At 65.1% G+C, this 14,955-nt stretch carries 14 protein-coding genes; 3 read left to right on the forward strand and 11 right to left on the reverse strand.

The genetic code is table 11. From position 1 onward, the window contains the following. The first annotated feature begins 1 nt into the window (after position 1). Positions 2–595, forward strand: a complete 594-nt coding sequence (rsmD, locus tag K323_RS0117165; protein WP_022886499.1) for a 16S rRNA (guanine(966)-N(2))-methyltransferase RsmD — start codon at positions 2–4, stop codon at positions 593–595. A 65-nt stretch (positions 596–660) separates the two neighbouring features. Here rsmD and thiL read toward each other — a convergent pair whose 3' ends face one another. Further along, positions 661–1,674: a thiamine-phosphate kinase gene (gene thiL / locus K323_RS0117170; protein WP_425402287.1), complete on the reverse strand. Its 1,014-nt coding sequence runs from the start codon at positions 1,672–1,674 to the stop codon at positions 661–663. 24 nt (positions 1,675–1,698) lie between these two features. Here thiL and K323_RS0117175 point away from each other — a divergent pair, with 24 nt between their 5' ends. Next, entirely contained in the window at positions 1,699–2,196 is a 498-nt protein-coding gene (locus tag K323_RS0117175; RefSeq protein ID WP_022886501.1) for a DUF3515 family protein, read from the forward strand. Positions 2,197–2,351: 155 nt separating this feature from the next. Here the strand turns inward: K323_RS0117175 and K323_RS0117180 are convergent, their stop codons facing one another. From K323_RS0117180 to leuC, 6 genes are all read right to left on the reverse strand, one after another. Further along, complete coding sequence (locus K323_RS0117180) at positions 2,352–3,455, reverse strand: D-alanine--D-alanine ligase family protein (RefSeq protein WP_022886502.1); 1,104 nt, start codon at positions 3,453–3,455, stop codon at positions 2,352–2,354. Beyond that, positions 3,358–4,485: an NAD(P)H-dependent glycerol-3-phosphate dehydrogenase gene (locus tag K323_RS0117185; protein ID WP_022886503.1), complete on the reverse strand. Its 1,128-nt coding sequence runs from the start codon at positions 4,483–4,485 to the stop codon at positions 3,358–3,360. Before K323_RS0117185 ends, K323_RS0117180 begins: the two co-directional genes overlap by 98 nt. Further along, positions 4,475–5,272, reverse strand: coding sequence for a lysophospholipid acyltransferase family protein (locus K323_RS0117190; protein ID WP_022886504.1), 798 nt, complete (start codon positions 5,270–5,272; stop codon positions 4,475–4,477). The genes K323_RS0117185 and K323_RS0117190 overlap by 11 nt, the downstream gene beginning before the upstream one ends. A 7-nt stretch (positions 5,273–5,279) precedes the next feature. After that, entirely contained in the window at positions 5,280–6,587 is a 1,308-nt protein-coding gene (gene murA / locus K323_RS0117195; protein WP_026851776.1) for a UDP-N-acetylglucosamine 1-carboxyvinyltransferase, read from the reverse strand. 187 nt (positions 6,588–6,774) lie between these two features. Continuing rightward, positions 6,775–7,371 (reverse strand): 3-isopropylmalate dehydratase small subunit, encoded by a 597-nt coding sequence (leuD, locus tag K323_RS0117200; RefSeq protein WP_022886506.1) that lies wholly within the window; start codon positions 7,369–7,371, stop codon positions 6,775–6,777. Continuing rightward, on the reverse strand, positions 7,371–8,903 hold the full coding sequence (gene leuC, locus K323_RS0117205) for a 3-isopropylmalate dehydratase large subunit (RefSeq protein ID WP_022886507.1): 1,533 nt from the start codon (positions 8,901–8,903) through the stop codon (positions 7,371–7,373). Before leuC ends, leuD begins: the two co-directional genes overlap by 1 nt. 346 nt (positions 8,904–9,249) lie before the next feature. Between leuC and K323_RS0117215 the strand changes: the two genes are divergently transcribed. Beyond that, positions 9,250–9,525: a (Fe-S)-cluster assembly protein gene (locus K323_RS0117215; protein ID WP_022886509.1), complete on the forward strand. Its 276-nt coding sequence runs from the start codon at positions 9,250–9,252 to the stop codon at positions 9,523–9,525. 99 nt (positions 9,526–9,624) lie between these two features. Here K323_RS0117215 and K323_RS29055 read toward each other — a convergent pair whose 3' ends face one another. The 4 genes from K323_RS29055 to K323_RS0117235 are packed head-to-tail and all read right to left on the reverse strand — an operon-like array spanning position 9,625 to position 14,922. Further along, entirely contained in the window at positions 9,625–10,152 is a 528-nt protein-coding gene (locus tag K323_RS29055) for an FHA domain-containing protein (protein ID WP_022886510.1), read from the reverse strand. A gap of 9 nt (positions 10,153–10,161) precedes the next feature. Continuing rightward, a complete protein-coding gene (locus K323_RS26890) occupies positions 10,162–12,645 on the reverse strand; it encodes a transglutaminase TgpA family protein (RefSeq protein ID WP_022886511.1) in 2,484 nt (827 codons plus the stop codon). Then, positions 12,642–13,943 carry a DUF58 domain-containing protein gene (locus K323_RS26895; protein ID WP_022886512.1) on the reverse strand — a complete coding sequence of 434 codons (1,302 nt, stop codon included), beginning with the start codon at positions 13,941–13,943 and terminating at the stop codon, positions 12,642–12,644. The genes K323_RS26890 and K323_RS26895 overlap by 4 nt, the downstream gene beginning before the upstream one ends. Before the next feature lie 10 nt (positions 13,944–13,953). Next, complete coding sequence (locus tag K323_RS0117235; RefSeq protein ID WP_022886513.1) at positions 13,954–14,922, reverse strand: AAA family ATPase; 969 nt, start codon at positions 14,920–14,922, stop codon at positions 13,954–13,956. Positions 14,923–14,955 lie beyond the last annotated feature (33 nt).

Raw genomic sequence — 14,955 nt, forward strand, 5'->3', positions numbered from 1 at the left:
GATGACGAGAATTATCGCCGGATTCGCCGGCTCCCTCACCCTTGCGGTACCGCGATTCGGTACCCGGCCGACCAGCGATCGTGTGCGCGAGGCGATCTTCTCGGCGCTCGATGCCCAGGACGCCCTCCGCGATGCGCGGGTTCTCGATCTCTACGCCGGATCCGGCGCATTGGGGCTGGAGGCAGCAAGCCGGGGTGCGCGGGCCGTCACCCTGGTAGAGAAGAGCCATGGAGCGACCCAGCTCTGTCGCAAAAACGCCGAGGCCGTGCTGCGTGCCGCACCCACCCGCAAATCGGTGTCGATTCGGGTGACCGGTCAGCCGGTGCAAGCCTTCCTCGCCGGGTCTCCATCCCGCTTCGACGTCATCTTCCTCGATCCGCCGTACGACCTCGGCGAGGTCGAGCTCGCACGCAACCTGACTGCTCTGGCCCCGATCCTTGCCGAAGACGCCACTGTGGTGGTCGAACGGGATTCCCGGTCGCCGGAGCCGACCTGGGGCGATGCGCTCCAACTCACACGCCGCAAGGACTACGGCGACACCGCGGTCTGGTATGCGACTGCCGCTGCACTGCCGCCATACTCATCGAGCCACTGAGCCTCATCAAGCCACCGAGCCTCATCAAGCCACCGACGCTGGCCGGTCACGTGCCGCGGCAGTTCTCAGCCTGCCGCGCCGTCCCAACCCCGGTAGGGATCCCAGCCGTCCTGGTCGTGGGGCGAGCCGTCCACCAGAACGATGCCGGCGGCATCCGTCACCACGCCCAGTTTCCGGAAGCCGGCGGGAATCTGCGTGCCGACGGGAAACGTGGCGAGCAGGCCGTGGTCCTCTCCGCCGTGCAGGGCGGCATCCGGGAAATCGCCGAGTGCCGCAGATTCGAAGTCGATGCCGACGTTGCTGGCCCTGGCGATCCGGCCGGCGTCGATGGCCAGGCCGTCTGACACGTCGAGCATCGCGGATGCACCGGCGACGGCCGCTGCCGCTCCGAGCGCCACGGGGGAATCCGGCCTCAGTTGCGCAGCGAGCAGTTCCGGATGCGTACGCCTGAGGGCTTCGGCGCGCGCGGCATCCGGTTCGCCGTTGTCATCGACACCGCCCTCGAACAGTAACGCCAGGCCCCGGCCTGCAGCTCCGAGACTGCCTGCGATGGCGACGATATCGCCGACACGTGCGCCGGAGCGGAGAACAGGAGCGCGGCCCTCGAGGTCACCGAAGGCGGTCACAGCGATGGTGAGGGTGTCGGAAGCGGAGAGATCGCCGCCCACGACGCCGCAGCCGGGCGCCAGCGCTTCGCAGCACTGCCTGAGGCCGTCTGCGATACCCTCGATCACCGAAACGGGGGTCGACGGCGGGGCGGCGATGGCCACCACGAGCGCGGTGGGGCGCGCGCCCATTGCTGCGACGTCTGACAGGTTGGTGGCGGCGGCCTTCCAGCCGAGGTCGAGGGGTGTCGACCAGGCCAGCCGGAAGTCTGGGCCGTGGATCATCATGTCGGTCGTGACCACAAATCGCCCGTCGGCTGCGGTGACGACGGCGGCATCGTCACCTGGGCCGAGCTGCTGCGCAGAGGCCGCGGGGAGGCGCGGGAAAATGCGGGCCAGGACTTCGCTCTCTCGGAGCTCGGCCAGGGTTGGCACGCTGTTGGTCGGCTCCATGGCGTCCGCAGCATTCGTCATGAATCAAACGGTAGCCTGAAAGGGATGACTCCCCCATTCCGGCGCCCGCGCCCCTTCGTGCTGATCGCGCTGGCCTGCAGCTCGCTGTTCCTGGCCGGTTGCGCTGCTGCGGTGCCCCTGCAGCCCGCGGCAGAAGCGACCGATCCCGCCTGCGCCGACGTGATCGTGCACCTGCCGGAGAGCGTCGGCGACCAGCCGGAGCGTGAGACCAACGCGCAGGCAACGGGAGCCTGGGGAGAACCGGCCGCAATCCTGCTGCACTGCGGCGTGGAAGTGCCTGGCCCCACCACCCTCCCGTGCAAGAGTGTCAACGGCATCGACTGGATCGAGGACGACGCGGATGCTCCGCGATACCGGTACACGACCTACGGTCGCACGCCGGCCATTGAAGTAGTGCTCGATTCCGACGTGGTGAGCGGAGCGACGGTGCTCACCGACCTCGCGAACGCGGTCGAATACGTACCCGCGACCGGCGGCTGCCTCGGCCCGCAGGACATCGACATCCCGTTGCCCCCGGAGTGAGCGCACAGAAGTCGCGACATTTCACTCCCTCCGTGCCCACCGCGGGCGCCGAGAATCGCCCTTGTCGCCGAGAATCCCCGTAGCACCGGCGACAGCCGGCACAAACGGCGACTCTCGACGCGATGCCGGCGGGTAGGCGAAAGTTACGGCGGACGCTACGACCCGTGCGCCGCGTGGGCGACGGCAACCTCGATGAGCTCGTCGATGAGCTCCGGGTAGCTGTAGCCGCTCGCCAGCCAGCAGGTCGGGAACATCGAGATCGGTGTGAAGCCCGGCATGGTGTTGATCTCGTTGATCACCCAGCCGTCTGCGGTGAGGAAGAAATCCACGCGCGCCAGCCCTGCGGCACCGATCGCCTCGAACGCCAGAATCGCCAGCCGCTGCATTTCGGCGAACTCGTCGCCTTCAAGCTCGGCAGGGCAGACCAGGTCGATTCCCGGCGCGTCCAGATACTTTGCGGCGAAGTCGTAGAAATCACGCCCCGTCAAGACCACCTCACCGGCGACGGATGCCCTGGCCGGCTCCCCCGGGCGACCCTGGAGCACAGCGATCTCGATCTCGCGCCCCACCACACCCGCTTCGATGAGAACCTTATTGTCTTCGGCCAGCGCCGTCGCCATGGCGTCGGCCAGTTCCTCCGCCCGCGCGACTTTACTCACCCCTACGCTCGATCCCGCCCTGGCCGGCTTCACGAACGCCGGAAAACCGAGGGCGGCGACGGCGGCATAGGCCGTGCCAGGCGCATCCGCCCAGTCGTCTGCCGTGATCGTCCGCCAGGGAGCAACCGGGATGGAGGCTTGCCGGAATACCGTCTTGGTGAAGTGCTTGTCCATACCGAGCGCTGACGCCAGGACACCGGATCCGACGTAGGGCAATCCGGTCAGTTCGAGCATTCCCTGGATCGTGCCGTCTTCGCCGTATGGTCCGTGAAGGATCGGGAAGACGATGTCGACGGCGCCCAGCAGACGCCCGGCTCCGCCAGGATCGATGACGGTCAACTCACGTTCGGTGGCGCTCTCCGGCCATCGCACCCTGGTGCCGTTGTCGACGACCTCCGGAAGGGAATCGGCGTTCAGCGCGAACTTCGCTGCATCGTCGTCTTCAAGCACAAATGCGCCATCGCGGGTGATCCCCACCGGGATCACGTCGTACTTGCTGCGGTCAATTGCCGCCAGAATCCCGCCCGCCGTTGCGCAGCTGATCGAATGTTCGCTTGAACGCCCCCCAAAGAGCAGCGCCACCGTGAGCTTGTCCGTCATCCGTCGTCCTTTCGCCCTGCGGTTCCGCGGAGTCTGTGGTGAGGTGGGGTGCGATATCCCGAGGTGCAAGCGTACCCGCCAGAACCTGCCTGACCTGCTCGACGATCGGCATTTCAACCCCCTTCGCCCTGGCGAGTTCGAGAACCGGGCCGACGGATGCCAGTCCCTCAGCCGTCTGCTGCATCTGCTTGACCACGTCGTTGAAGCCGTATCCCTGACCGAGGAGCCGTCCTGCCGTGTTGTTTCGCGATAGCGGCGACTGGCAGGTGGCGATCAGGTCGCCGAGACCGGCGAGACCGGAGAGGGTCTCAGGATGCGCACCGTATGCAACCGCAAAATCGGTCATCTCTACCAGGCCACGCGTGATGATCGATGCCTTCGTGTTCTCGCCGTAGCCGACACCGTCGACGATGCCGATCGCCACGGCGATGAGATTCTTTAAGACGCCGCCGAATTCGGTGCCGATGACATCCGTGTTCACAAATGAACGGAAGTAACGGTTGGTTGCCAGCACCGCAACGGCCTGGGCCGTCTCCAGGTTCGACGACGACACGACGGCGGCCGTCGGCTGTTCCCTGGCGATCTCGAGTGCCAGGTTCGGCCCGGAGATGACGGCGATGCGATCTGGCCCGACCGGCAGCACTTCTTCGATGATCTCGCTCATGCGGCGCCCGGATGAGCGCTCGACCCCCTTGATCAGAGAGACGATGATGGCATTCGCGCCGATGTAGGGTTCCGCCGCGATGAGGGTGTCCCTCATCGTCTGGCTGGGCACCGCAACGTAGACCTGCTCAGCGCCGGCAAGGGCGAGGTCAAGCCGTGACGTCGCCCGGATTCCGATCGGAAGGTTGACGCCGGGCAGATAGTCGCTGTTCCGGCGGCCTTCGGAGATCTCCCGTGCCAACTCTGGGCGTCTCGCCCAGACCATCACATCGGACCCGCCGTCGGCGAGGATCTTGGCAAACGTGGTTCCCCAGCTTCCGCCGCCGAGAACGGCGACGCGTGTTACCTGCTTCGATTTAGACTTCAAAGCGCCCGGTCTCTTCCTGCTGGTGTTCCGATGGATTCCAGCGGCCGGCCGGTGCCTTTTCGCCGCGGAGGTCTTCAACCAGCCGGGTGATGGCGTCCATGACGACGGCTGTGGCTTCATTCAGGGTTGCCGTGTCGAGACTGCGGCCGCGGAAGGCTGACAGGTCGACCGGGTCGCCGATCTTCACTGCGATGCGCTTCCGGGGGAAGACGTTGATCTTCTTCGAATACCTCGCCATCAGCGCCTGGGTGCCCCAGTGGGCGGCGGGGATGAGGGGGATGTCCTGCTCGAGCGCGATGCGAACCGCGCCCGTCTTACCGCGCATCGGCCAGAGATCGGGGTCGCGCGTGAGCGAACCCTCGGGGTAGACGATGACCATCTGGCCCTTTGCCACCAGTTGTTCTGCCGCTTCGACGGGGCCACGACCACGGCCGGAACCCCCACGCTGCACCGGGATCTGGCCTGTCGAGCGCAGCAGCCAGCCGAGGACAGGCACGGAGAACAGCGAGCCCTTTGTCAGAAACCGGGGTAACCTGCCGAGCCGCCAGGCCACGTGGCCCATCACGACGGGGTCGATTTCGCTGTAGTGGTTCGGCGCCAGCACGTAGGCGCCGGTCTTCGGCAGCTTCTGACCGTCGTGAATGTCGTAGCGCGCGGCCAGTGTCATGAACGGGATCAGCACACCCGCCAGGATCCAGAACACCGAGGGGCGGCTCTTCTCCGAGCGGACCTTCCGTGCGCGGTGCGGTTGCGAATCTGGTTCTGGGTGGTCTTCGTGAGCTGGCACAGCCCCATTATCCTTCGAGATCGAAGTCCGCTCCCAACAACTGAAGCTTCGTGATGAAGTTCTCGTATCCGCGGCTGATGATTCCGACGTTGCTGACCGTCGATGTGCCGTCGGCCGACAGCGCCGCAATGAGGTGACTGAACCCGCCGCGCAGGTCTGGAACCTCGATGTCGGCGCCGTGCAGCTTCGTCGGCCCGGTGATGACGGCCGAGTGGTTGAAGTTGCGCTGGCCGAAGCGGCAGGCCTGGCCGCCGAGGCACTCTTTGTGGATCTGGATGGTCGCGCCCATCTCGACGAGCGCGTCGACAAAGCCAAACCTCTGCTCGTAGACCGTCTCATGCACGATCGAGACGCCGTGTGCCTTGGTGAGGGCGATCACCAGCGGCTGCTGCCAGTCCGTCATGAAGCCGGGGTGAACATCCGTTTCAATGATGACCGGCTTCAGCTCGCCGCCCGGATGGTAGAAACGGATGCCGTCGTCGTGAATATCAAACGCGCCCCCGACTTTGCGGAAGACGTTGAGGAAGGTGACCATCTCAGGCTGGCGTGCGCCGCCGACAAAGATGTCGCCCTCGGTTGCGAGGGCGGCAGCTGCCCAGCTGGCGGCCTCGTTGCGGTCGAAAAGCGCGCGGTGCTGGTAGCCCTCGAGGCGGTCGACACCTTCGATCCGGATGACCCGGTCGGTGTCGACCGTGATGATGGCGCCCATCTTCTGCAGGATGTTGATGAGATCCATGATCTCCGGCTCGATCGCCGCACCCTTCAGCTCGGTGATGCCCTCTGCGCGCACCGCGGTGAGCAGAACCTGCTCGGTTGCCCCGACGCTCGGGTATGGCAACTCGACCTTTGCGCCCTTGAGGCCGTTCGGCGCCGACATCCGGATGCCGCTCGGCTGCTTCTCGACGACAGCACCGAACTTGCGCAGCACCTCGAGGTGGTAGTCAATCGGACGGTCGCCGATGCGGCAGCCGCCGAGGTCGGGGATGAACGCCTCTCCGAGGCGGTGCAGCAGCGGGCCACAGAACAGGATCGGGATGCGGGAGGAGCCGGCGTGCGCGTCGATGTCGGCGAAGTGTGCGCTCTCAACGTTGGCCGGATCGAGGATGAGGTCGCCCGGCTCTTCACCGTCGGTGATCTTCACTCCGTGCACACCGAGCAAACCGCGCACGATACGCACGTCACTGATGTTCGGAACGTCTTTGAGCACGCTCGGGCTCTCGCCGAGCAGCGCGGCAACCATCGCCTTGGTGACGAGGTTCTTCGCGCCCTTCAGCTCGATGCGCCCGACCAAGGGGATGCCGCCGCGAATCGTGATCTTGTCACCCTGGAGTCCAACGGCCGCGCCATGACTCTTCGCGTCACCGCGGCTCTTCGCATCGTCACCGCTCTGGTCTTCTGAGCCGCTCTGTGCCGCGCTGGCCTGAACGTCTTCGACCTGCGACTCTTCGCCGTCCTGGACCTCGTCGCGGTTCTGCGCGTCGCCGGGTGTGCTCACTAATTACCTACCTTGCAGGGAGAGTGCGGGGCCGCCATGACTCACGCGATAGTTCGAATTCTGCGATCCGCGCCTCATCACGCAGGGTCAGGCCGATGTCATCAAGGCCTTCGAGCAGTCGCCACCTAGTGTAATCGTCGATCTCGAATGAAACTGTGAGGTCGCCTGCCCGTGCACTCTTGGCAACCAGATCGACAGTGAGTTCTATTCCCGGGTTCGCTTCGATCGCCGACCAGAGCCGCTCGGCATCCTCCTCGGTGATTTGCCCGGCCAAGAGGCCCTGCTTGCCGGAGTTTCCCCGGAATATATCTCCGAATCGCGGGCTGAGAACCACGTCGAAGCCGTAGTCGCGGAGGGCCCAGACGGCGTGCTCACGCGACGAACCCGTGCCGAAATCGCTCCCGGCCACGAGCACGCGTGCGCCCTGGTATTCCTTCTGGTTGAGGATGAACTCCGGGTCGTTACGCCAGGCGGCGAAGAGCGCGTCTTCGAAACCGGTCTTGGTTACGCGCTTGAGGTACACAGCGGGAATGATCTGGTCTGTGTCGACATTGGAACGACGCAGGGGAACGGCGACTCCGGTGACGGTGGTGAACTTCTCCATCACAGTGCTCCCGTCTTCTCAGTCCGCGAGCGGTCAGGTTCAGGTTCCGACTCGTGCAACAGGTCCCACGGGCTGGACAGCGTTCCACGGATCGCGGTCGCCGCGGCGACGAGCGGCGACACCAGGTGGGTTCGCCCGCCCTTACCCTGCCTGCCCTCGAAGTTGCGGTTGCTGGTCGAGGCGCAGCGTTCGCCGGGTTCGAGCTGGTCTGGGTTCATGCCGAGGCACATCGAGCAGCCGGCGAACCGCCACTCAGCGCCGAAATCGGTGAAGACCTTGTCGAGGCCCTCCGCCTCCGCCTCGATGCGCACCCTGGCAGACCCCGGCACAACCAGCATCCGTATGCCTTCTGCCTTGGTTCGGCCCTTGATGATCTCGGCGGCCGCACGCAGGTCTTCGACCCGGCTGTTGGTGCAGGAGCCGAGAAAGACGGTGTCGACCCTGATCTCCTTCATCGGGGTGCCGGCTTCGAGATCCATGTACTCGAGGGCACGTTCTGCCGCAGAGCGTTCGTTGGCGTCGTCAATGCTGGCGGGGTCTGGCACCGCCTGGCTCAGCGAAACGCCCTGCCCAGGGTTGGTTCCCCAGGTCACGAATGGCTCGAGCTCGTTTGCATCGAGGTACACCTCAGCGTCGAAAACGGCACCTTCGTCGGTGGCGAGGGTGTTCCAGTAGGCGACGGCATCATCCCAGTCGGCGCCCTCTGGTGCGTGCTGGCGGCCCTTCAGGAAGTCATAGGTGATCTGGTCAGGGGCAACCATTCCCGCCCTCGCGCCGGCTTCGATGGACATGTTGCAGATGGTCATCCGCCCCTCCATCGAGAGCGCCCTGATGGCACTGCCGCGGTATTCGAGCACGTAGCCCTGTCCGCCGCCCGTCCCGATCTTGGCGATGACGGCGAGGATGATGTCTTTGGCTGTGACTCCCGGTCGCAAGTCGCCCTCCACCGTGATCGCCATGGTCTTGAACGGCTTCAGCGGCAGTGTCTGGGTCGCCATCACGTGTTCGACCTCGCTGGTGCCGATACCCAACGCCATGGCGCCGAACGCTCCGTGCGTTGACGTGTGGGAGTCACCACAGACCACAGTGAGGCCGGGCTGGGTGAGGCCGAGCTGCGGTCCGACGACGTGCACGATGCCCTGTTCGATGTCACCGAGCGAGTGCAGACGGATGCCGAACTCGGCACAATTGCGTCGCAGCGTGTCGATCTGTGTTCGGCTGGTGAGGTCGGCGATGGGCTTGTCGATGGCCAGCGTCGGCGTGTTGTGGTCTTCGGTCGCGATCGTCAGGTCTGGGCGGCGAACCGGTCGTCCGGCGAGGCGGAGCCCGTCGAATGCCTGTGGGCTGGTGACTTCGTGCACCAGGTGCAAGTCGATGTAGATCAGGTCTGGCGTGCCGTCTTCGCCCTTGGCGACGAGATGCTTCTCCCAGATCTTCTCTGCGAGCGTCTGCGGCCGAGCGACGATGTCGACGGGACCGGAAGTGGTGGCAGCTGGCTTACTGGGAGCGGCCGGCGATGGTGCGTTGGTCATGGTGTGCGTCTTCCTCATGAATGGTGGTCAGCCAACAACAGACTCCGCGATGAGCCAGGCTTCAGGACTGGGGCTCGTCGCGGCTGAGAAGAAGAAGTCGACCGAACAGCACACTTCAGGCTAACACTTCGCCGGCGACGGCCCGTCGCACTCGTACTCAAACGCAACACGCCGAGAATCGCCACTCAACCCCAGAATCGCCGGTGGAGCGGCGTCTACCGGCGCAAACGGCGATTTTCGGTGAGAGCGAGGTGTGAGTTCCCTCCGTATCGCGCTGATCACTTGCATCGCTTAGCGCACTGCGGAAGCGTAGCCAGTTCGCTGTACAACCGACGGAAGGATCCTTGTGCTCACCTTAACCGAAACTGCCAGCACGGTCGTTGCGAGCATTGTGTCTCAAACCGAAACCTCCACTACCGGTGGACTCCGCATCGACCAACAGGACAACGAGTTCGCAGTCGCGATCGTTGACGCCAACACGCCAGACGACGTGGTGGTCGAAGACGGTACCGCTCGCGTCTTCCTCGCCAGCACCGTCGCCGAAGCACTCGACGACAAGGTGCTCGACGCGCAGGTCGGCGACGACGGAAGCGTGCGCTTCGCCATTGGCGCGAAGGCGTAACACCCCAAGAACAAGCACGACCGGCGGATGTGACGAGAGATCGTCGCATCCGCCATTCTTATCTGTGCATCGGGTGAGACTGAATCACGTGAGAGTGCATCACTCGTGGGTGATGTCGATACGAAACTCACCTAAAAGCAGCCGCGACCCGTGTCGCACGGTCGCCCGCCCGCCCGGTTCGAGGTCGGTCTCCGTACCGTCCGCTTCGATCACGATGACGCCATTCGTTGAGTGCAGGTCTGTCACCGAAAGTTCACCGCCCTCCAGATCGATGATCGCGTGGGTCTTCGACACCGACTTCGCCTGGTCGGTGACCGGCACGAGCCTGGCATGCTGCCTGGCCGGAACCGTTGCCGGGTCGCGCCCGAGTATGAGTGAGCCAGTCGCTTCGATACTCTGGCCGTCTGCGAACGCGAGCCTCCACGCCGTCGGCAACAGTGTCTGCTCCTGCGGAAGCACATTCTGCGGCGGAACAGGCAGCGGTGGAGCCGACAGTGGCGCCCCGATTGCAACCGGCACAAACGCCGGGAACGATGCGGGTTCAATCGTGCGTGCCGGAGTGGTCTGGTCGTCGACGTGCGACGGGATCAACCCGGGTGGGGGAACGATGAAGCCTGATTTGTCCACACATTCACCCTAGCGAGACAGATCGACCTTGCTCCAGTCGCGCGCAGACCGCAACCGGAACCGACTGATCAACCGACGCGTGCGGCCCGCTGCGGTCTCGGCAACATCGAGCGACTCCAGCGCGGCGTCCCAGCTCTGCTGCACACGCTCGTCGTCGATATCCTCACCGTTGAAGACGGCTCGGTCGACCTCAGCAGCCAGTGGGACCAAACGGATGCTGGTGGCCGGCGCGTCGCCGCCGGCAACGGCCGGCCCAGGCCTGCGTTCCGCTCGTCGCGGCCTGACCATCGTCTGGGTGGCACCCTGCGCGTCAGCCTCCTGCACGCCAGCTCCCGCGCCAACAACGGCGACGGGGCCGGTGTCTGTGCGCACAACAGGCCGGTCACCGAAGTGCTGCTCGGCCAACTGCGCTTCGAGGTGGGAGGCGACCTGTCGCCTGGTGGCAGCACGAGGAACATCGAAGCCCAGCTCGGCGTAGCCGTCCGTCAGCTCATCCCACGAGCCGGCCACACGCTTGTCACCGGTCCCCTGGTTTCGGCGGCGACGACGGCGTCTGGCCTTGAGCGCACCGATCACGAGAATCGGCCCGAAGAACAGCAGCGCCGGAATACCCACGACCCCGAGCACAACCCACGCCCACGCCGGGAGCACAAACGCCCCGTCATTGTCGTCCTTGTCAGAATCGTCGATCTCGACAGCGGTCAGCAGGTCGTCGTTCTGGTTGTCGGAGCGCGGTGGCTGACGAACCTGGGGTTGCGGCACGGTCCTCGGTTTCGGAGTCTGGTCCTGCGGAACGTCCGTCTGTTCTGGAGTCGGGTTGAACGCCACCCAGCCGGTGCCCTGGAACGCCACCTCAACCCACGCGGTCACGTCGTCGCCCACGACCTCGACCGATTTCGCGTCTTCTGGCACCTCGGGCGCAAAGCCCATCACGACCCGCGCGGGGAAACCCATGTTCCGAGCCATCAGTGCCATCGCGGCGGCATACTGTTCCTGATCGCCCACCATCTGACTGCGGGTGAAGAGCTCATCGATGCGGTCGGCACCGTGGCCGGCGCGCGACGGGACACCGTCAGAGGCGAGTCCGTGGCTGAGGAAGCCCTGCGTCTTCAACCCCTGCTCGATGGCGCGAAGCTGATCGATCGGGCTCTCGGCATCGCCTACCAGTTCCACGCCCTTGGCAACAACGACATCCGGGATGTTCTCCACCGGCGGCATTGCGATGTCGGCGACCGGAACGTCGGCCAGGTCTTCGTCCTTGAAACTTCGCTGCAGTTCGGCGTCGACCGTGTAGCTGTAGCCGTCTTTGACCCCGCCGGTCAGAACGGCGGTGCCGGTGCCTGCGTTGTAACGAAGGGACTCGGCCTGCTCCTGGCTCGCCTTGTCATCAAATTCGATCGTCGTCGGATAGCCGACACCGGGCAGCCAGGCGTCGCTGTAGCCTTCGACCGACACCGTCACCGTGCGCGTCTCAGACGACGTGACCAGCTTCGTCTCCGGCAGAGTACGTCCGACCAGGCGGAAGCTGCCTGAACCATCCGTCTGGCTCTTCGGCCCTGCCACATTCCAGAGCTTGCCGTTGTAGGAGTCCATGCTCGCCAGCCGCACCACGTCGCCGGTCTTCAGTCCCTCGACGGTGAACAGGGGCGTGTCTGCGAGGGTCTTGGTGTACTTGCGGAAGCCCGCAAGCGGGCTGGGGAACTGCAAAGGGTCGAACGGAGGCTGGATCTCCTCCCTGAGCACGAAACGGTTGTGCGCCGTCGGAGCAAGTGCTGCACCGGCGAGAGAGCCGACAAGAATGGCACCGGCAACCAGCGATGCCGTTCCGATGAGCTTTCGACGCAGGAGTCGGTTCGACGACGGAGAACCCGCCTGTTCGATCTGCGTACGCCGCCAGCCAAGCCAGACCAGGGCTATGACCGCAAAGGCGACACCACGGATGCCGGCGAAGTACGGCTCGTCGGTCCCCATCAGGATTCCGGCGAGGTAGAGCAGAACCGGTCCGATGAGCAGAATGCTGGAGCGCCAGACGGTGCGCTTTCGCGATGGCAGCCAACGGCTGGCGAGCATCGTTCCGACCAGGGCGACGAGCCAGGCCGCGAAGTACGGCAGCACCGGCATGTAGTACGGCGCCTCGACCGGGGTGCTGAGGGTCACGATGTCGGCCCAGCCGAACACGGCACCGAGGGCGAGCCCGGCAAGCGTCGCCAGGCTCGGCAGCACGACGAAGATGCCCTCGCCGCCCATGGTGAACGGCGTTCCGATCAGGAAGTAGGCGAGCAGCCCCACGAGCACGGTCATGAGGGCGCTCAGCCGGAGCGAGTATCCGAGAATCGCGGCGGCAGTGCCGACCAGCAGGCCACCGAGTCCGGCGAGCAGGAAGTTGTATGCACCGAACGACGTCTCGAAACCGAGCACGCCCAGCAGTGAGAGCACGCTGAGCACCACGACGTCCCAGACGGCGCGGCGGGGGAACGGGCGAAGGTCCTTCATCGCTGCACCCTCCTCAGGAGCTTCGGCAGGTCGGCAAGGTTGCCCAGGGTGATCACGGTAAGGCCGGAGACCTTCGACAGCCGCGATTGGCTCCCCAGCTCGATGCGGAAGGCGAGGGTGGTGGTGTCCTGGCTGAACAGGGTCTGCACATTGCGGAACTCAGCGAGTTCGAGCAGCGAGCCACCGATGATCATCACGATGCTGGGGTCGTCGAGCCTGCGAGTGGCGTCTCTGGCAAATTCGCGCATAGAGTCATATCGACCTGACGCCGGTTCGATGCGGCTGGAATCGTCGAGGAGCGAGACCGGGGTCGCCGTCTTCAGCTGGAGGTTCTCGGTGACGACGGCGAGGCGCGTTCCGTCCCTGATCACTTGGAGGGCGAGCGAGGCCATCACGGAGACGCCCAGTTCGAACTCGTCGTCAGAGGCGTACAGCGAGCGCTCTGTCGAGTGCACAATGGTGAGCTGTGACCGGCGGGTCTCCTCGAACTGGCGCACCATGAGCTGCCCAGTTCTGGCAGAGGTGCGCCAGTGCACGTTGCGGAGCGCATCGCCGGGCTCGTAGGCGCGCAGTGCGTGGAAAGAGATGTCGCTGTTGGTGATCTTCTTGGTGATCTCACCCTCGAGGTCACGCACCAGTCCGGCTGCCGACGAAGCCAGCCGGGCCGTGACCGGGTGCACGAAGAGTTCGACCGGGTCTGTCCAGCGAACGGTGCGCCGCAGCAACCCGAGCTGGTCGCCGCGCACAGAGATGGCCGGCCCGGCGACGATCACCGCGCGTCGCTGAGTCGGCACGGCGAAGAGCTCCTCGTGGCTCTTCTCAGGTGCGAGGCCTGGAATGACGAATTCGGCAACCCCGTCTCCGACCGGGAGTTCCATCCGCACCGGGAGCAGTCCACGTTCGCCGCTATTGGCGACCGTCATCTCTCCGAGTGCCCGTTCCCCCGCCACCACGCGGTGCGGGTTGAGGGCGATGTCCACCGCGTACGTCGCTCGACCGAAGACGAACACCACCGCCACCAGGAGCGCGGCCAGCAGCGTCGTGGCAAGGAAGGTGAACTCGAGCCAGCCGAAGATCGCACTGATCAGGAAGGCCACCGCCGCTGCGCACAGCACCAGCCAGCCGGCGGGGCCCACAACATCCGTCACCGGCTTGATTGCGCGCCAGGCACGCTTCAGGAGTTGCCAGAACAGCCGCGCGCCGGTGCGCGCGCCGTCGCCGATGGCGCGCCACAGCGACTTCGCGGCAAACTCTGCCTGCGAAATCCTGCGGGGTGCCTTCTCTGCGACTCTGGTCATCTGGTGGGGCTCAGGCCGCCCGGTAGGCCGGCGGTTCGATCTCGACGATGATGCGACCGACGATGTCTTCTGCGGTAACGCCGGCGAAGTCGGCCTCAGGGTCGACGATGATGCGATGTGCGAGCACCGGAACTGCAAGGTCACGGATGTCGTCTGGCGTCACATAGGTTCTGCCCTGTGCGAGCGCCCAGGTCTTCGCTGCGCGTGCGAGTGAGAGCGCGCCACGCATGCTCACGCCGAGCGTCGAGTTCTTGTCGGTGCGCGTTGCGGTGACGATCTCGTTGAGATACCCGAGCACAGACGCATCGACGAAGACGTCTGAGGCCAGCTGCGCCATCGTGGTCACTGAGCCCGACGCGATGATCGGACTGATTCGGGAGTCGCGCGCCCGGTTGGACGAGTCGAGCAGCAGCGTCACGGCCGTGTCGTGGTCTGGGTAGCCCAGCGACGTCTTGATGAGGAAACGATCGAGCTGCGCCTCTGGCAGCGTGTACGTTCCGGCCTGTTCCACTGGGTTCTGGGTGGCGATCACCATGAACGGGCTGCCGACCTCGTGACTGACGCCGTCGACGGTGACCCGGCCTTCCTCCATCACCTCGAGAAGCGCCGATTGTGTTTTCGGGCTGGCCCGGTTGATCTCGTCTGCGAGCACGATCGAGGCGAAGATCGGGCCCTTGTGGAACTCGAAGATGCCCTTGCCCTGGTCGTAGATCGTGACGCCGGTGACGTCGGACGGCAGCAGGTCCGGCGTGAACTGGATCCGCGAGTTGGTGCCTTCGAGGGTCTTTGCGAGTGCCTTCGCCAGCACGGTCTTGCCCGTGCCTGGGAAGTCCTCGAGGAGCACATGCCCGTTGGTCAGCAGCGCCGCCACGACCAGACGGATGACGTGGTCTTTACCAAGGATCGCCTGGTCGACATTTCCGACCAGTTTGTTGAACGCGTCGGCGAACCAGTCCGCCTGTTCCTGTGTCACTGCCATGTTTGCTTCCTCATCTGTTCATTCCTTGCGCTG

Origin of the sequence: Glaciibacter superstes DSM 21135 (genome assembly GCF_000421145.1) — a bacterium.
Taxonomy (GTDB): Bacteria; Actinomycetota; Actinomycetes; order Actinomycetales; family Microbacteriaceae; genus Cryobacterium; species Cryobacterium superstes.

Coding starts and splice junctions, on each gene's coding strand:
- K323_RS0117235 (WP_022886513.1), bottom strand. CDS start 14,922: ATGGCAGTGACACAGGAACAGGCGGACTGGTTCGCCGACGCGTTCAAC.
- K323_RS0117175 (WP_022886501.1), top strand. CDS start 1,699: ATGACTCCCCCATTCCGGCGCCCGCGCCCCTTCGTGCTGATCGCGCTG.
- K323_RS26895 (WP_022886512.1), bottom strand. CDS start 13,943: ATGACCAGAGTCGCAGAGAAGGCACCCCGCAGGATTTCGCAGGCAGAG.
- leuC (WP_022886507.1), bottom strand. CDS start 8,903: ATGACCAACGCACCATCGCCGGCCGCTCCCAGTAAGCCAGCTGCCACC.
- thiL (WP_425402287.1), bottom strand. CDS start 1,674: ATGACGAATGCTGCGGACGCCATGGAGCCGACCAACAGCGTGCCAACC.
- rsmD (WP_022886499.1), top strand. CDS start 2: ATGACGAGAATTATCGCCGGATTCGCCGGCTCCCTCACCCTTGCGGTA.
- leuD (WP_022886506.1), bottom strand. CDS start 7,371: ATGGAGAAGTTCACCACCGTCACCGGAGTCGCCGTTCCCCTGCGTCGT.
- K323_RS26890 (WP_022886511.1), bottom strand. CDS start 12,645: ATGAAGGACCTTCGCCCGTTCCCCCGCCGCGCCGTCTGGGACGTCGTG.
- K323_RS0117180 (WP_022886502.1), bottom strand. CDS start 3,455: ATGACGGACAAGCTCACGGTGGCGCTGCTCTTTGGGGGGCGTTCAAGC.